The sequence below is a fragment of the Gammaproteobacteria bacterium genome, assembly GCA_019911805.1.
Classification (GTDB): domain Bacteria; phylum Pseudomonadota; class Gammaproteobacteria; order Thiohalobacterales; family Thiohalobacteraceae; genus JAHJQQ01.
This window is the reverse complement of record JAIOJV010000117.1, coordinates 1-17,439: the sequence shown is the minus strand read 5'-3', so window position 1 is coordinate 17,439 and position 17,439 is coordinate 1. Positions and strand designations below refer to the sequence as shown.

At 66.5% G+C, this 17,439-nt stretch carries 10 protein-coding genes and 1 other RNA gene; 5 read left to right on the top strand and 6 right to left on the bottom strand.

Annotation, left to right across the window (positions count from 1 at the left end; all coding sequences use genetic code 11):
• Nucleotides 1-627 (bottom strand): molybdenum cofactor guanylyltransferase, encoded by a 627-nt coding sequence (gene mobA / locus K8I04_14880; protein ID MBZ0072998.1) that lies wholly within the window; start codon nt 625-627, stop codon nt 1-3.
• 89 nt (nt 628-716) lie between these two features.
• Between mobA and K8I04_14875 the strand changes: the two genes are divergently transcribed.
• Entirely contained in the window at nt 717-1,415 is a 699-nt protein-coding gene (locus K8I04_14875; GenBank protein MBZ0072997.1) for an SIMPL domain-containing protein, read from the top strand.
• 535 nt (nt 1,416-1,950) lie between these two features.
• Here the strand turns inward: K8I04_14875 and K8I04_14870 are convergent.
• Nucleotides 1,951-4,773, bottom strand: a complete 2,823-nt coding sequence (locus tag K8I04_14870; protein ID MBZ0072996.1) for an AMP-binding protein — start codon at nt 4,771-4,773, stop codon at nt 1,951-1,953.
• A 143-nt stretch (nt 4,774-4,916) separates the two neighbouring features.
• Between K8I04_14870 and xerD the strand changes: the two genes are divergently transcribed.
• Both xerD and dsbC read left to right on the top strand, forming a co-directional pair.
• Nucleotides 4,917-5,762, top strand: a complete 846-nt coding sequence (xerD, locus tag K8I04_14865) for a site-specific tyrosine recombinase XerD (protein ID MBZ0072995.1) — start codon at nt 4,917-4,919, stop codon at nt 5,760-5,762.
• Nucleotides 5,763-6,076: 314 nt separating this feature from the next.
• Complete coding sequence (gene dsbC / locus K8I04_14860) at nt 6,077-6,793, top strand: bifunctional protein-disulfide isomerase/oxidoreductase DsbC (protein MBZ0072994.1); 717 nt, start codon at nt 6,077-6,079, stop codon at nt 6,791-6,793.
• A gap of 66 nt (nt 6,794-6,859) precedes the next feature.
• On the opposite strand, the gene trxA is transcribed toward dsbC, so the two are convergent.
• The 4 genes from trxA to K8I04_14840 all read right to left on the bottom strand — a co-directional run bounded on the left by trxA (nt 6,860) and on the right by K8I04_14840 (nt 15,545).
• Nucleotides 6,860-7,723, bottom strand: a complete 864-nt coding sequence (gene trxA, locus K8I04_14855) for a thioredoxin (GenBank protein ID MBZ0072993.1) — start codon at nt 7,721-7,723, stop codon at nt 6,860-6,862.
• 505 nt (nt 7,724-8,228) lie between these two features.
• Complete coding sequence (locus K8I04_14850; GenBank protein MBZ0072992.1) at nt 8,229-11,633, bottom strand: UvrD-helicase domain-containing protein; 3,405 nt, start codon at nt 11,631-11,633, stop codon at nt 8,229-8,231.
• A gap of 515 nt (nt 11,634-12,148) precedes the next feature.
• Nucleotides 12,149-12,919, bottom strand: coding sequence for a DUF2189 domain-containing protein (locus K8I04_14845; GenBank protein MBZ0072991.1), 771 nt, complete (start codon nt 12,917-12,919; stop codon nt 12,149-12,151).
• Nucleotides 12,920-13,262: 343 nt separating this feature from the next.
• Entirely contained in the window at nt 13,263-15,545 is a 2,283-nt protein-coding gene (locus K8I04_14840) for a TonB-dependent receptor (protein ID MBZ0072990.1), read from the bottom strand.
• Between the two features lie 447 nt (nt 15,546-15,992).
• Between K8I04_14840 and ffs the strand changes: the two genes are divergently transcribed.
• An RNA gene (gene ffs / locus K8I04_14835) (signal recognition particle sRNA small type) lies at nt 15,993-16,088 on the top strand.
• A gap of 144 nt (nt 16,089-16,232) precedes the next feature.
• The coding region (dnaX, locus tag K8I04_14830) for a DNA polymerase III subunit gamma/tau (protein MBZ0072989.1) at nt 16,233-17,439 on the top strand (1,207 nt) is incomplete at its 3' end.

The window sequence follows — 17,439 nt, the reverse complement described above, 5'->3', positions numbered from 1 at the left end:
TCACGTCGCCGCCGCCCCTGGCCGTCGGTGGCGCAGCAGATCCTCCGGCGTGTTGAGGTTGACGAACCACTCGGGATGGTCGGAACAGTCGATCTGCGCGGCCGGTAGCGTGGCCAACCAGTCCTGTGCCCTGCGGCGGCCCGCCGCACGGAACGCATGCAGGGCGGGCGCGACGGCGGTATTCAGCAGTGCAAAGGTGGCGTGCAGGTGCTGCGCGTCGTGCGCCACCGCGGCACTGCACCCGGTCGCGACGCAGGCGTCGATCAGTCGCGCCAGCAGCGCCCCATGTACCTGCGGCACATCGCAGGGGAGCACCCACAGCCAGGGTGTCGTGCAGGCATCCAGGCCGCGCGCGATGCCGGCCAGCGGCCCGGAGAATGCCTCGCCGGCATCCGGCAGTACCGGGAAGCCGTAGGTACGATAGCGGTCGAGGTCGCGGTTGGCGCTGATCAGCACCCCGCCCACCAACGGTGTGACGCCGGCGAGCACCCGCTCGATCAATGGCACGCCGTCCCAGGCGAGCAGTCCCTTGTCACGGCCACCCATGCGCGTGCCGCGACCGCCGGCGAGAATCAATGCTGTGATCGCGGTTTTGGGGATGTCCGACATGGCCTTGGCGGGTTGCACGGGAACGCCGATTCTAGCACGGCCCCGCAGGCGCCCGGCGGCCAGGGGCGGTGCTACACTGACGACTTTCGCTACCAAGGAGGTGGGTCATGCGCGCACGAATCGACTTGATTCTCTTGATTCTAGGGATGTTGTCTTTCGGCATGGTCGGGGCCGTGCAGGCGGCCACCGCGCCGGAACGTTTCAACCAGATCAGCTTTCAGGTGTGGGCGGTGGAAACGGTCGCCAACGACCGCATGCAGGTCGTGCTGGCGGCCCAGAGCGAAGACGAAAACGCCGCCGTGCTGGCGGATCGTCTGAACACGACCATGGCCTGGGCGCTGACCCAGGCGCGCGCACAGGCGGGTGTGGACGTGCGTAGTGGCGGTTACTCCACCCAGCCGGTGTATCGCAAGGAGGCCCTGGTCGGTTGGCGCGCATCGCAGGAACTGATCCTGCAGGGTGGTGATTTCGCGCAACTCGGTGCGCTCATCGGCACGCTACAGGCGCGCCTGCAGTTGCGTTCGGTGGCCTTCAGCGTCGCGCCACAGACGCGCGCCGAGGTCGAGCGGCGGCTGATCGACCACGCCCTGGACGACTTCAAACAGCGCGCCGACCAGGTGCGTACGAATCTCGGCGGTCAGAAATACCGTATCGTCGAGGCGAGCATCCAGACCGAGGACCAGCCGGTCCATCCCCGACCGCTCATGCGCGCCCAGGCCATGAGCGAGTCCGTCGCCCCGCCGGCCTTCGAAGGCGGCGACAGCGACATTCGCGTCGGCGTGCATGGGGTGATTCAGGTGGATTGAGGCGTGAGGAGTGAGGAGTGAGGAGTGAGGCGTGAGGCGTGAGGCGTGAGGCGTAAAAGACAAAAACCCTTGTTGGCCACGGAAACACACGGAACAACACGGAACAACACGGAAGAATACTAATGTAAAAGCCCTGTGCTCAAACTGAGCGATCACTGGGCGGAGTTCTTTGTCGATTGAATACGCCGATTGTTCCGCGTGCCTATGGGCTTGTGCCTTGATGGGCATCGAGATCTTTCCTGCTGCACCGGGTCACTACCTTCGGCGCGTCGCGACGCCACAGCACCGTGTCCCGGGACCAAGGAGCGAAACCTGCATTATGGCCTCCCAAGGCCAGGGCTCTATGCCAGGCCAGAGATCGCGTCCATAGCTGCTACGTTTCACCCGCTGACCCCGAACGGATCCCATTTGGCGCAATACGTCTCGTTATTGCGTTCTATGCCGAACTGGGGTTTTGAATAGAAATTTTTCCGTGTTGTTCCGTGTGTTTCCGTGGCCAACAAGGGTTTTTGTCTTTTACGCCTCACGCCTCACGCTAAGGCCTCACCCCCTCCGGCAGGGCGATCGACACCTGGTCGGCCAGGTCCGGTTCGCCGCAGTGGGCGAGGATCTGCGCGCGGGCCCGGTCGCGCAGGTCCACCAGCGCTGGCCACTCCGTACCGGTTGCGGTCAGCGGTGCGCCCACCCAGACGACGGCGATGCCCGGGCGCGGCCGCCAGGTGCTGCCGCGCAGCAGTTCACGCGTGCCGCGCAGGGCGATGGGCACCAGCGCGGCACCGCCTTCCAGCGCGACCTTGAAGGCGCCCAGGCGAAAGGGGCGCAGGCCTGGTGTGGCCGTGAAGGTCGCCTCCGGGAAGAACACCACGCCATCCCCGCCATGCACCCGGTCCAGCACGCGCGCGGCATCGGCCACGCTCTGACGCACATCGTCGCGGGCCACGAACTCGGTGCCGAGCTTGGCCAGCAGCGTGCCGAACAGGGGCCGGCGCAGGCTGCGTTTGGCGACGAAATGCAGCGGCATATCGAGCGCCGCGGTCAGCACGATGGCATCGAGGTAGCTGGCATGGTTGACGACCAGCACCAGTGGCCGATCGGTCGGCAGGTGGGTCTCACCGCGCCGCACGACGCGCATGCCCAACAGCCGCAGGCCGATGCGCGCACCGTTGCGGGCGCTGCGCTGCGCCGCGCGGCGCGGCAGCAGTAACACCAGCAGGATGATCGGTACGGCGCAGATCAGACCGCACGACCAGGCGTAGACGACATACAGATCGCCCCGCGCACGCTCCAGCCCGCGGGTCAGCAGCGTCCGCAGGGCGCGGCCGGTCAGTGCCAGGCGCTGCCGCCAGTAGCGCTGCCGGTGGATGACGCCGCCGGCGAAGCTGCCCTGCTCATAGAGCTGGCGGCATTCCACGCGGCGGATCTTGCCGCTGGAGGTCTTGAGTACACTGCGCGGTGGGGCGAGCACGATATCATCCGGACGGGTGCCGATCAGTTCCAGCGCCAGGGCGTCGATGCGCTCACGCAAGCCCTGCAGGCGCGCGGCGTCGCGTTCGCGTGTCTCGGCCAGCACCACCAGGCGTTCGGCCGGGCCGTCGCCGCGCGCGGCGAATACCGCCACGGCGTTCTTGCGCACGCCGGGGAGATCACCCACCGCCTGTTCCAGTTCGTAGGGATAGAGGTTGCGACCGGCGCGGATGATCAGGTCCTTGGCGCGCCCGGTGATGAAGACCTCACCGTCGGCGAGGTAGGCATAGTCGCCGGAATCGCGCCACGGCCCGTGCAGGAGCGTGGCGGTGGCCTCGGCATTGCGGAAATAGCCGCGCGTCGCCGAGGGCCCACGGAACTGCAGCCGACCCTGGCGGCGCTCGCCCAGATCGCCGTTCTGTTCGTCGACGATGCGGATGGCGTGGTCGGGCAGGGCGCATCCGCCACTGACGAAGCGCAGGGTGTTGGGGCCGTCGGATACGGGTTCGGCACGACCGCCGGCGGTGAAGCGGTCGCGGTCGATGCGGTCGATGCGCGGCCCGCGCCCGAGTGGCGGGAAGGCCAATCCGACCGCATTCTCGGCCAGGCCGTATACCGGCGTCATGGCCTCGTGCCGGAAGCCATAAGCGGCGAACCGCCGGCAGAAGGCGTCGAGGGTATCCGGGTGGACCGGTTCCGCACCGTTGAAGGCCAGCCGCCACGTGCTGAGGTCCAGTCCCTCGAGTTCCTCGTCACGCAGCCGCGTGGCGCACAGGTCATAGGCGAAATTGGGTGCCGCCGACAGCGTGCCGCGCTGCGCGTGGAGGGCGCGCAGCCAGCGCACGGGCCTGGCGATGAAGCTCAGCGGCGACATCAGCACCAGCCGCATGCCGTAGTAGAGGCTGCCCAGGCAGGCGCCGATCAGCCCCATGTCATGGTAGAGCGGCAGCCAGCTGACGAACACGTCGTCGCTGGTCGCGGCCGCCGCCTGGCCCATGGCGCGCACGTTGGCAAGCAGGTTGGCATGGCTCAGCATCACGCCCTTGGGCTGACCGGTGCTGCCCGAGGTGTACTGGATCAGGCCGAGGGCCTCCGCAGCGACGGCCACGGGCGCGCCGGGTTCGCCAGCGCGCAGTTCGGGCACGGTGCACAGTTGCCTGAGCGTGACGCATTGCGAGCGCAGCAGGCGCGCATAGTCGCGGGCCTCGTCGACCGTGATCAGGATCGGTGCCTGGGCGTTGTCCAGGATACCGACCTGGCGTAGCAGGTGGTCCTCGAGCTGGGCGCGACTGGCAGGCGGGTAGAGCGGGGCGGGCACGGCACCGGCGAGCAGGATGCCGTAAAAGGCGAAGAAGAACTCCAGGCCGCTGGGCAACATCAGGGTCACGCGGTCGCCCGGCTGGATGCCGCGGGCAATCAGGCCGCCGGCGACCTGTACCGCGCCATGGTAGAGCTCGCCGAATGTCAGCGTCTCGGTCGTGGTATCACTGGGGTGAAAGCTCAGATAGAGCCGCTCGGGCATGCGCTGGGCGTGCCATTGCAGCACCTCGGTCAGCGTCTGCGCATCCCGTGGGATCTCGACCGCAGCGCTGTCGGTCGCGGCGGCGGGTACGGCGGTGGCTGTTGCAGCGGGGGCGGCGATACCGAGCAGGCGCAGCAGTTCGGCGGCGGTCTGTGCCCCCAGCGCGGCGTCCTCGGCCGCTGTCAGACCCAGCTCGCGCTCGATGCGCAGCAGCAGCTCGACCCGCGCCAGGCTGTCCAGACCGAGGTCGCGTTCCAGCTGGCTGTCGAGGGTCAGCGGCGGTATCGTCCGGCCCGGACGCAGTTCCTGCACCAACTGCGTCAGGATCGCCAGCAGGGCGTCGGCGTGCACGGGCGGGTCGGCTGTTTCCATCGGAACGGGGAGGCTGGTAACGTGCCGGCTACTGTACCACCGACGGGATGTGAAACGAGTCTTTCGCCGTGAACGAGCCCAGCCGCGCAGCCATCACTGAGACGGAGCAGATCGAGATCGAGCATTTTCTCGATAGCGTGTGGATGGAGAGCGGTCTGAGTGCCCATACCCTCGCCGCCTACCGCAACGACCTGCGTGGGCTCGCCGCCTGGCTCGGGCCGCAGGGGTTCGCGCTCGCCGACGCGCGGCGCGAGCACCTGTTGGAGTATCTCGCCAATCGGGCCGCCGCCGGTACGCAGGCGCGCAGCGCGGCGCGTCTGCTGTCCAGCCTGCGCCGCTTCTACCGCCACCTGCTGCGCGAGAACCGCATTCAGACGGACCCCAGCGCGCGCATCGACGCGCCCCGGCTGGGCCGGCCGTTGCCCACGTCGCTGAGCGAGGCACAGGTCGACGCCTTATTGCAGACGCCCGATACCCGCACGCCATTGGGCCTGCGGGATCGCGCGATGCTGGAGGTGCTGTACGCCTGTGGACTGCGGGTGTCCGAATTGGTGGGCCTGCGCATCGAGCAGTTGAACTTGCGTCAGGGCGTGCTGCGGGTGTCCGGCAAGGGTCGCAAGGAACGGCTGGTGCCGCTCGGCGAGGAGGCCCATGCCTGGCTGGCGCGGTTTCTGGCGGAGACACGACCCCTATTGCTGAACGGCGTGACCAGCGCTGCGGTATTCCCCGGCCGCGGCGGGGAGCCCCTGACCCGGCAGGCCTTCTGGTATCGTATCAAGGCCCACGCGCGCGCCGCGGACATCCGCACACCCCTGTCGCCGCACACGCTGCGCCATGCCTTTGCCACCCATCTCGTCAATCACGGCGCTGATCTGCGCGTGGTGCAGCTGCTGCTCGGTCACAGCGATCTGTCCACGACGCAGATCTACACCCACGTCGCCCGCGAACGGCTGCGCGAACTGCATGCGCGACACCATCCGCGGGGATGATCGCGGTACCGGCAAGTCGATACACCCAAAACCCTGTTAGCCACGGACTCACATGGAAAAGCACCGACCGGATGATGCGCCCCACACAACCGCCCGCCTCTACCTGCCAGGTGCTGAGCCGGGGCGCCACGACACGGTTTCATTTCAACACCTTTCGTGTGCTTCCATGGCTGCAATGAGTTTTTAGGACGAATACCGCCCTTTGACTGCGGTCCGCGGTCTCCGTCACGGATCCTTGATTGCGGGGTGACGGGCAATCCGCGACAATGGCGCTCTTGAATACACAGGATCCCTGCGGGGACAACGGGTTTTTTATGTCACTCCTGATTCGTGTCGTGCTGGTCTGGATTACCCTGCTGAGCGCCGTACAGGCCGCCGAAGACCATGCCGCCATCCGCAAGGCGCTCGCCGCCGTCATCCCGGGTACCACGCCGGACACGATCCGCCCCGCGGCGATCCCCGGTCTGTTCGAGGTCACCTACGGGCCGCAGGTGCTCTATATCAGCGAGGATGGCCGCTTTCTGGTGCAGGGACATGTGATCGACCTCGACACCCGCACCGACCTCACCGAGGAGCGTCAGGGACAGCTGCGCAACGCAGCGCTCGCCAGGCTCGGCGAGGACAAGATGGTGATCTTCCCGGCAGCGAAGCCGCGCCACACCATCACGGTGTTTACCGATATCGACTGCGGCTATTGCCAGAAGCTGCACAACGAGATCAAGGAGATCAACGCACTCGGCATCACCGTGCGCTATCTGTTCTTCCCGCGCTCGGGCCCGAACACCGAGTCGTATTACAAGGCGCAGTCGGTCTGGTGTGCCGCAGATCGCCGCCAGGCGCTGACCAATGCCAAGGCCGGCCAGAAGCTGGCGCGCGCGACCTGCGACACCCCTATCGACGAGCACATGAAACTGGTGCGGCAGTTCGGCTTGCAGGGTACGCCCGCCATCGTGTTCGAGGACGGTCAGGTGGTGCCCGGTTACGTACCGGCCAAACAGCTGGCGGCGATGCTGGACGAAAACGCGCGCTGAGGTATGGCGCCCCGCCGGCGCCGCAGTTCAGTCCCACGTCCGACAGACCCTTGGATACCGCCGCCGTCAGTGCAATGCGTTGAACAGCTGCGATCGATAGCGCTGCACCAGCGGTCCCTGATTACCCAGCAGCTCGAACATCGCCAGGAGGCCCTTGCGGCCGGCATCGTCGCCGTAGCGGCGGTCGCGGCGCAACATCTCCAGATACTGACCCAGGGCACCCTCGGCGTCGCCGGCCAGGGCCATGCGTGCTGCCAGCAGGTCGCGGGCCTCCAGATCATCGGCATTCTTCCCGATGCGCTGCTCCAGGGCCGTGCGGTCCGGTGCGCCATCAATGCGTCGTGCGAACGCCACCAGGGTCGCATAGCGGCGTATCTCCGCGTCCTCCCGGATGTCATGCGGCATGGTCGTCAGGGCCTGCTCGGCCGCGTCGACCCGCCCGGCCTCCATCGCGGTGCGCAGGTAATCCAGCTGTGCGCGCGGATTGTCCGGGTCCTGCGACTTCGCCTCACGCAGGATCGTAAGCGCACCTTCCACGTCACCCGCTGACACCCGTTGCGCCGCCTGTGCGCGCAGGTCGTCGGACGCACGCGCGACGTACTTGTCCAGCAGGGTACGCAGGCTGGCCTCGGTCTGCGCGCCCAGGATCTCCTCCACCACCTGGCCGTCACGGAACAGCTTCAGGGTCGGGATGCTGCGGATGTCGTGCGCCGCAGCGAGCTCGCGCTGTGTATCGGTGTCGATCTTGGCCAGCAGGAATTTGCCCTGATAAGCGTCGGCGAGCTGCAACAGTACCGGTAGCTGCATCTTGCAGGGGCCGCACCAGTCTGCCCAGAAATCCACCAGCACCGGGACCTGCCGTGAGTTCTCCACCACCAGTTGCGGGTACGTCTCCTGGGTGACGTCGTAGACATAGGGGGATGCGGACATGCGGGCTCCTGCGGTCAGAAAAAATATCAAGCGCTGCCCGGAATCTGCGGGCACGGCGGGCGGATTTCAAGTCGCATGGCGCCGACACAACCTGCCATGAGAAATGTGGATATGGTGCTGAGGAGTGAGGAGTAAAATCCTTGTTGCCACGGAAACACACGGAAAAATCGATTACTGGAAAATCAGGAATACCCCGGTTCCCATGCAGGGGGAGCAAAGTCTGGATGCATCGGAGCGCCGTAGGAGCGGCAGTCCTGCCGCGATTTGTACGCACGGCCCCGAAGCCATCGCGCCAGGAATGGCGCTCCTACGAAGGCGGTACCACCCCGAGACCTTGAAATAAGCTTTTCCACGGAAAAGGGCTATTACAAAATCCCGGCAAGCAAGCTGCCCGGTTATTGGTGCGTCAGGCTACGCCTCGACGCACCCTACGGCCAATCATTTCCGTGTTGTTCCGTGTGTTTCCGTGGCTAAAAAAGGGATTTGTCTTTTGCTTCTCACTCCCTCACACATCCAGATCGACCAGCATACGGCAGTGCGTAAACAGGATGCTGGCGCGCACGCGCCGGTCGGGCCACAGGCGGCGTGCACCTTCGGCGTACAGGCGCAGCTGATCGCGATAGGGCCGGGCTGTCGCCTCGGCCTGATCCGCGGCGATGGTATGGGTCTTGTAGTCGATGACATGCACCTCGGTCGGGTGGAGCAGCAGGCGGTCGACGACGCCGTCGACCAGTGCGTCGTCCACGCAATAGTGCAGCGGTACCTCGGTATAGGCGCGCTCATGGCGCGTGGCATCGAACAGCGGCGCCAGCGCCGGATCCTGGATGACGCTCTCGGCCTCCTGTAGCCAGGGCAGGAGTTCTGGATCCTCCGCGCTGCGCTGCAACTCGCGCGCAACCTCTGTGAGCAGCCGGGCGTGGCTGCGTTGGGGGGCAGTGGTCAGCCATTCGAGCAGCCGGTGAATGGCGATGCCGCGCGTCCGGCCATCGGGGTCTGCACCACCCGCAGGGTCACGCGGGTCGGCGGGCACACCGGCGCGGCTGGGCGCGATGCGCCGCAGGGCCGGGGTGATCTGCAGCCGTTCGCGCAGCCGCGGATCGACGGCGGCCGTCCGCGGTGGCCGCGCGGGTGGGGCGGACGCCACGATCGGCGGCGTACCGGTCTCGAATACGAACGGCGCATCGGTATCACCAGGCTTCGGTTGCCACTGGGTACGCAACAGGCCGTACCAGCCCTGATCGGCGCCATCCGCGCTCACCGCTGCGGAGACGAACAGCAGTTGCCGCGCGCGAGTCAGTGCGACATACAGCAGATTGGCATCCTCACGCAGCTCGGCGGCCTGCTGTTGCGCCAGCAGGTTGGTGGTCACGCGGTCACGCCCGCTCTTGCGCCCCACCAGCACGAAGCTCTCCGGGCGGTCGCGTGTGGCCGGCCAGTCGACCAGGCCGCCCCAGGCGCTGCGATCGCGATCGGTACGGCCGCAGTCGGCGAGGAACACCACCGGCGCCTCCAGGCCTTTGGCACCGTGTACGGTCAGGAAGCGGACACGATCACCGCTGCCGCTCTCGGGCGGCGCATCATCGGGGGCGTCGGCGGCCCGTGCGCGGAGTTCGGCGAGGCGCGCGACGAACTGCGGCAGGCTGGGATAGCGGCCGCTGTCCACCTCCAGGGCGAGTTCGATGAAGCGGATCAGGTTGGCGCGCACGCGTGGCTTCAGTGCCGGGCTGGCAGCGGCCTCGAAGCGCGCCAGCACGTCGCCTTCGTGATAGATGCGATCCAGCAGATCGTGCACCGGCAGCCGGCCGACCCGGGCCGACCACGCCGGCAGCAGGCGTGCCGCGCGTGCCAGCGGTGCTGTGTCGTCAGCACCGCTGTCCGCCGCGATCGTCAGCAGCCGTTCCATCCAGCCGTGGCCGTGGGCCTGCGCCAGCCCGATCAGATCCGCGTCACTGGCGGCGAACAGTGGCGAGCGCAGCACCTGGGCGAGCGCCAGGTCGTTGTGCGGCGCGATGAGGGTGTTCAACAGCGCCTCCAGATCGCGGACCTCCAGGTTGTCGAGCAGGGTGCCGCGCGCGGCGCCAAGAAAGGGGATGCCGGCCTCGCGCAGGGCCTTCTCGTAGGCGCCGGCGTGGGTGCGACCGCGCAGCAGGATGAGGATGTCGCCGTAGCGCAGCGGGCGTGCCGCCTGGGCCGGGCCGATGAGCGTGTCGCCGCCGACCAGGCCGCGAATGCGCGCCGCGATGGCCCGGCCTTCGTCCTCGTGGCGATCGTCGGCCGGCTGCGGGCGCGGCTGCCGGAGCGGGTCGCGCAGGGTCGTCGCGGGCCGATCGTGTGCCTCTGCCGGCGGTGGCACCGCCAGCGGTGGCAGCAGTTCGACACGGCCCCACAGGTCCGTCCAATGGGTGCTGTGCACGGGAAAGTCCGGCAGGCGCGCCGCCAGTGGGCCGTCGGCGAAGGCCCGGTTGACGCAGTCGATGATGGCGGGTGCCGAACGTCGCGAGGCTCCCAGGCTGAAGCGCTGTGCGCCGAGGCGTGTCTCCAGCCAGTCGCTGGCCGCCGTCAGGAGGCGCGCATCGGCACGCCGGAAGCGATAGATGGATTGCTTGGTATCGCCGACCAGGAAGATACTGCGCGCGCGCTCGCTGGCGCCGGCGGCGAGTTCTTCCAGCAGCGGCAGCAGCAGACGCCATTGGGTCGGGTTGGTGTCCTGAAACTCATCGATCAGGATGTGATCGATGCGGGCATCCAGTTTGTACTGCACCCAATGGGCCTGGCCGGAGGTATTCAGCAGGCGGTACGCGTGCCACTCCAGGTCGGCGAAATCCAGCACGCGCCGTTCGCGCTTGATGCGCTGGTAGTGATCGAGCAGCCGCTGCCCGGCGCGATACCAGGCCTCGTTGAGCGCCAGGCTGGCGCGGCGCGCGAGCCGGTCACGGGTCTCGAGTAACGCAGTGCACAGCTGCCCATGCAGTTCCCGCAGACGCTCGCAACCGGCCACGCCGAGGACCTTCTCCTGCGCCTTGCTGCTGCTGCGCTTGCGCGGCTCGCCGCCCTTGGTCAGCAGCGCGCTGGTGATCAGGGCGAAACCGGTCTCACGCGCGTCTTCCGCGCCGACCTCGCGCAGTGCCAGTGCCTGCAGGATGGCCGCGCTCTGCTCGCGGTGGGTCTTGGTGTCGTGGCGACCCAGCAGGGTGGCGAATTCGGTGAGCAGGCTCGGCCGGTCGGCGGCGAAGAAGGTGTCGATCGGATCATCGTCCGTCTCGATCCCGTACAGGCGCCGGGCGATCGCAGCCGCATAGGCGACCGGTTCGCGTGCCGACTGGGTGAAGGCCCACCAGTCGATGCGATGGCCCAGAAAATCGTTCAGTGCCTGGCGGATGGTGAACAAGGTGCCGCAATGATCGAAGAGCTGCTCCAGCGCAGCGGCGATGTCGCCGTCCGGTGCCTGCGTCGCCTCGGCGTAGAGGGCCTCCCAGGCCGCGTCGACGAGTTCGGCGTCGCTGTCGAGGAGTTCGAAGCCGGGTGGTACCCCCGCCTCGACCGGGAAGCGCTGCAGGATCTCCTGGCAGAAGGCGTGAAAGGTGGTCGCGTGCACCGGCCGTGGGTCGAACAGCACCGCTTCATACAGCCGCCGGGCGCGCTCGCGCAGGGCCGCGGACGGGGTTTCACCCATCGCCCGCAGGGTCTGGTCGAGGGTCGTGTCGTCGTCCGTGGCCAGTCCGGCCAGGCGCTCGTTGAGGCGCTCGAGCATCTCCGCGGCGGCCTTGCGGGTGAAGGTCACCGCCAGGATGCCTGCGGGCGTGGCGCCGGCCAGCAGCAGCCGGACGATGCGCGTCACCAGCAGCCAGGTCTTCCCGGTGCCCGCGGAGGCATGCACGCTGGCATTGCGGTCGGGGGCGGTGGCGAGCAGGGGATCGGACATGGCTGGCAGGATATAGGCGGGGCCGGTGCGCGGCAAACTGCGGCACCGGCCTATCGCACCGGGCTGTCGCCGGCCGGGGCGGCCGCCGCGGCAGCGGCTTTAGGGATGGTATTCGGCGTCATCTGTACGAAAAGGCTGAAAGCCCCGTAGGTCAGCCGAACACACCGCCAGTCCCGGTCCGGGCTGGCCTGCCGGCCGGGCTTTCCAACTGCATGAATCTACTGTGATCGTGCTGTGCCAGACCGGGACATGCCCGCTTGCGGGTCTGGCATGCGACACCCTTTTGACGCCGTGGGTAGCTTGTAAATACACGAATTGATGGGAAAATTCGCCACGTACTACTGGCTAGGACGGAAGCAGGGATTGCACCAGGGAAGGTCGAACTCACAGGGATGTTGAAAAGCGGGCAGGAGCAGCCCGCGAGGGACCCAAAGGCGGCCTTAGGGCCGCCTTTCTAATTTCAGTGCGCCCAACGTGGGCGCCCCCCCCCACCCCCTCGGGCATCAGCAGGCACCTGCATCGTGTCCCGGAAACACCCGCTGATAGAGCGCGAAGCTGGCGTAGGCCATGACCGGCAGCGTCACCATCAGCAGCGGCAGCAACAGGATCGAGACCACGATGACGCCGGTCAGCAGCAGCCCCCAGGCGATGGCCGCCGGAAAGTTGCGCAGTACCACGCACACGCTCGAATACACCGCGTGGATCAACGTCGTGCGGCGCTGATGCAGCAGCGGCACGGAGAACGCAGACAAGGCGAAGGCGAAGAACGCCAGCACCGAGCCCATGAGCGAGCTCCACAGCGTGAAGGCGACGCGGTCCGCCTGCAGCTGACTCAGCCACAGCGGCTGGCGCGTCGTGTCGAACGTGCCGATCATGAAGCTGTAGAGGATCCCGGCATCGGTGATCCAGATCATGAACAGGAAGGCGCACAGCAGCGCGACCACCCACAGGCCCGCGGGGGCGCCCCGGAAGCCGGCAAGCGCGTCACGCAGACCGGGTCGGCGGCCGTCGGCATGGACCTCGGCGAGGCGGAAGAAGCCGGCGAGCAGGATCGGTCCGAGCAGCATGAAACCGGCGGCGAAGGGCAGGGCCATGGCCGACAGGCCGACACCGTAGACACACAACAGTACGGCCACGCCGACGACCACCGCGATAGCGCCGAGGGCCAGGCTGACACCGGGCAGCGCACGGAAGGTCGTCCAGCCATGACGCAGGGCCAGGGCGAGGTCGCCGCGGGCAAAGTGGCGCGCGGTGGGTTTGGGCGTCGGCAGCACGGTGCGGTCTCCAGGTCGGATGTGCGCGCCATCTTAGCAGAGCGCAGAAAACCTACGCCCCACACTTCAAACGGGATCCGGAATCAAACCAGAATCAAACGAGCCTGACCCGAAGGGCACTAAATCTGAGAAGTCTCTGATTCATACATTTTCAACGCAGAGATTGTCAGTAGTGAATCCTCTCAGAATTTTATCTGCGCCCCTGTGTTGAGTACGCCTCTTACTCAGTCCGTAGGGTGCGTCGCTGCGCCGACGCACCCTACGGATTGCGGCAGTGCCGCTGAAGACACAAAGAAAGGGGCCTTGCGGCCCCTTTCGCATAACGGTGTCGCGTCGTATCCGGTTAGAACTTGAAGTTCACACCGGTATAGATCGAGCGGCCCATGCCGGGGACCGTGACGCCCCAGGGTATGTCGTTTCCGGACATGGTCTTGCCCTGGCCCAGATAGGCGCCGCCCAGCGGGTGGTTGTAGAAGCGGTCGAAGACGTTCTCGACACCGATGTCGAGGCGCACCTGTTTCCACTCATAGCTGCTGCGCAGGTGGAGCAGGCCATAGGCGCTGGTCTCGACCTCGTTGCGGGTCGCCGAGACGTCGGTCTTGGCCTCGACCAGCTCGACCTCGGCACTATTGGTCCAGCCGCCTTGGCGTTGCACCACCGCCAGCCGCGCGTTCAGCGGCATGATGTTGTAGAGGTTGTCGCCGGTGGTCTTATTCTCGCCCTGGACATAGTTCAGTACTCCGCTCGCGGTGAAGCTGCCGAAGCGGGTACCCTTGGCCAGCGGGAAGTGGCCGGAGACATCGATGCCGTAGAGCTTGGCCGACTGGTTCACGAACTGGAGGTAGACGAAGGCGTCGGTCGCCGTCAGGTTGGCGGCGGTGCAGACACCGGTGGCGGCACCGGAGCAGCGCTGAGCATCGATATAGTCATCGACATAGGTGTAATAGGGGGTCACCTGCAGTCCCCAATCCTGCCGTGCCGCGTCGTGCCAGTCGAAGGTTGCGCTCACGGTATGCGCGATCTCCGGGTCCAGATCGAGATTACCCACGTAGCCATTGCCGTCGCCGGCCCAGTTGATCATGCGCATCGACATGCCATGCGTCGACCAGGTGTAGCGCTCATACAAGTTGGGCGAACGGGTCTTGCGGGCGTAGCCGACTTCGAATGTGCGCGTGGCGTCCAGTGTGAAGCGTGCCAGCGCGGTCGCATCCAGGTTGTGGTCGGTGATGTCGCGGTCGGCGGCGTTGAAGGCAGCCGCATCGGTGGGGCTGTACATCGGGCTATACCCTTGCACATCGCCAGCGTTCATATCCACGGTTTCGTGGCGTACACCGACTTGCGTCAGCCACTGCGGATTCCACTGTGCCTCCCATTCGCCGAACACTGCCAGGCGGTCGCGTTCACCGTCGCGGATATTCCAGAAAGTCTCCGGCCACATGCCCTTGCCGGAGGCATCCCACCAGTCGTTCAGCCGGTAGCGCTGCACCTCGCCGCCCACCCGCAGCAGGTCGCGCGCCGACAGGGGGATCGCCGCCTTGACGAGTACACCGCTGTTCTTGCCCTCGGTATCCATGGGCATGCCTGCCGCGCAGCCGTTCGCACCGCCACTGAGGGTCACGCACGGTACACCATCGGAATTGGGTACATTGTTGGGGCCATACCAGAAGAGTTTGTCGTCGTAGAACTGCATCTTGTGCCGGGTGTTCTCGTGGTAGGCGCGCGCCTCCAGCCCGCCCCAGTCGTATTGCCCCTCATAGCGTAGATTGGTCTGGGTACTGTCGTTGCCGGTCATGTCCATGCGCTGGTTCGGCCAGCCCTGGTAGGGGATGTCCTGTAACCCGACCTTGAGTTCGACGAGATGATTGGCCTGGCGCAGCGCCACGGCCAGCGACTGGTTGGTCGACTTGTACATGCTGGAACCGACCTCGTCGCCGTCCAGCCATCCACGGCCGGCGGCGGCCGGTCCTGCCGGCTTGAAATCGTCACCAGCCGTGTAGTTATCGGCCTTGGCGGTGGAGGCGGTGTAGCGCACGCTCAGCTTTTCGCTGGCGATGGTTGCAGCGAGGTCGCCGCCGTGGGCGTTGCCGTTGCTGCGGTAAAACGCACCGATCGTGCCCTTGTGCAACAGGCCGGCACCGGCCTGGGCGAATTCCGGATCGGCAGAGTCCACCAGGATGGTGCCACCGATGCTGTCACCGCCGACGCTGACCGGCGTGATGCCGGCGAAGACGGTGACGGCGTTGACGTTGCTGGGGTCGATGTAGGAAAGCGGTGGATTCATGTGGTTGCCGCAGGCGGAGATCAGGTCCATGCCGTCGACCTTGATGCGCAGGCGGTCGTCAGCGAGGCCGTGGATGACCGGCAGACTGGAAACCCCGCCGCTGCCCTGGAGATTCAGGCCCGGCACGTTTCTCAGCAGGCTCGCGGTGTCGCTGCTGGCGGGCACCAGGTGGTTCAGTTCTTCCGCCTGGAGGAGCGAGGCGCTCGGGGCCGGGCTTTCGACCAGCGACGGTGCCGTGACGCTGATGGTGGGAAGCGGTGCATCGTCGGCGCCGGCTGCGCCGTGGACAGAGGCGGCGATCAGGGTGCTGAGCAGGGCGCGCCGATAGCTGAATGGAAAATACATGTAAGATGACTCCCAGGTTTTTTTGATCGAGACAGGCTTGTTCTTCGAACGGTCAGCCGCTTTGCAGGTTGCATGCCACGATGCATTATTTTATCTATTCAAATAATTACGTCGTTATCATCATAATCACTTGAAGGTATTCTGTGGCATTTCACACACTTTGTCGGTGGGTTGATACACCGCGGGACGCAGCGGTTGTTCGCGTGTTTCGATTGCAGGTGCACGCGCGTTTCAGATCGGAACGGCGAGCGCCCGTGCGACCGTTTGTTCCAGCGCCGTGCGGCGCGCGGACCCGCTGGGACAACCCTGTGGTACACTGGCGCGCCCTGGCCGAGGCGGGATTGCCGCGGCGGGGCGCAGACAACGAACATCTGGTGGACGGAGCAGGCGGCAAGGCCACGCGGTTGCGGCCTCGCCACTCCGACCATCGTCCGGTTTGGCGGCTTGTGCCGGTCCCCCCGCGACGCTAATCTGTGAACCCCGTCAGGCCCGGAAGGGAGCAGCGGCAGCAGTGATGCGGGCGCCGGGGTGTGGCTGGTGCAGGCCGCCTCTTGATTTCGAACCTGTGGCAGAACGAGCAACCGTAGGAGCGGGCTTGCCCGCGAACCGTCACGAAGGTTCGCGGGCATACCCTAAAGGGCACAAGAGCCCGGTCCTACAGGTAACGCCGGATTCGATATCGAAGCTATGAGTTATCAGGTCCTCGCACGCAAATGGCGGCCCCGCAGCTTCCACACCCTCGTGGGTCAGGAGCATGTGCTGCGCGCCCTGATCAACGCGCTCGACAACGACCGGCTGCACCACGCCTATCTGTTCACTGGCACGCGCGGTGTCGGCAAGACCACCATTGCGCGCATCCTCGCCAAGTCGCTCAACTGCGAACAGGGCGTCAGCTCCACACCCTGTGGCGTGTGCAGTGCCTGCACCGAGATCGACGCGGGTCGCTTCATCGACCTGATCGAGGTCGATGCGGCCTCGCGCACCAAGGTCGACGAGACCCGTGAACTGCTGGAGAACGTCCAGTACGCACCGACGCGCGGCCGCTACAAGGTGTACCTCATCGACGAGGTGCACATGTTCTCCAACCACAGCTTCAACGCCCTCCTGAAGACGCTGGAGGAGCCACCGCCACACGTGAAGTTCCTGCTGGCGACTACCGATCCGCAGAAGCTGCCGGTGACCATCCTGTCGCGCTGTCTGCAGTTCAATCTCAAGCGGCTGCCGCAGCACCTGATCGGCGACTACCTCGCCAAGGTGCTGGGCGATGAACAGATCGAATCCGACCCCGCGGCCCTGGCCGAGATCGCGCGCGCGGCCGACGGCAGCATGCGTGATGCACTGAGCCTGTTGGATCAGGCCATTGCCTTCGGCGGTGGTGCGGTGCAGGAGGCCGAGGTGCGGACCATGCTCGGCACCATCGAACGTGGTCAGGTCTACGCCATCGTGCGCGCCCTGGCGCGCCGGGACGGTGCGGCGCTGCTGGCCCAGGTCGCGCAGCTCGCCGAGCAGGCGGCGGATTTCGACAGCGCCCTGGCCGAGCTGCTGTCGGTACTGCAACGCATCGCCGTCGCCCAGACCGTGCCTGAGGCCGTCGACGACAGCTACGGCGACCGCGAGGTGGTCATGGAACTCGCCACCACGCTGAGTCCGGAGGACGTGCAGCTCGCCTACCAGATTGCCTTGATCGGCCGCCGCGACCTGCCACTGTCGCCGGACCCGCGCGGCGGCCTGGAGATGGTGCTGTTGCGCATGCTGGCCTTCCGGCCCGATACGGGCGACGTGCCGGCACACAGCCCCGTGCCGGCAGCGCAACCGGCAACACGTCCGGCTGGCCCGCCGCGGGCGGCACCATCGGCGTCCCCGGCCGCGGCGGCTGCGGCCGATGTGCCCGCAG

Coding starts and splice junctions, on each gene's coding strand:
- K8I04_14840 (MBZ0072990.1), bottom strand. CDS start 15,545: ATGTATTTTCCATTCAGCTATCGGCGCGCCCTGCTCAGCACCCTGATC.
- trxA (MBZ0072993.1), bottom strand. CDS start 7,723: ATGTCCGCATCCCCCTATGTCTACGACGTCACCCAGGAGACGTACCCG.
- K8I04_14870 (MBZ0072996.1), bottom strand. CDS start 4,773: ATGGAAACAGCCGACCCGCCCGTGCACGCCGACGCCCTGCTGGCGATC.
- xerD (MBZ0072995.1), top strand. CDS start 4,917: ATGGAGAGCGGTCTGAGTGCCCATACCCTCGCCGCCTACCGCAACGAC.
- K8I04_14875 (MBZ0072997.1), top strand. CDS start 717: ATGCGCGCACGAATCGACTTGATTCTCTTGATTCTAGGGATGTTGTCT.
- dsbC (MBZ0072994.1), top strand. CDS start 6,077: ATGTCACTCCTGATTCGTGTCGTGCTGGTCTGGATTACCCTGCTGAGC.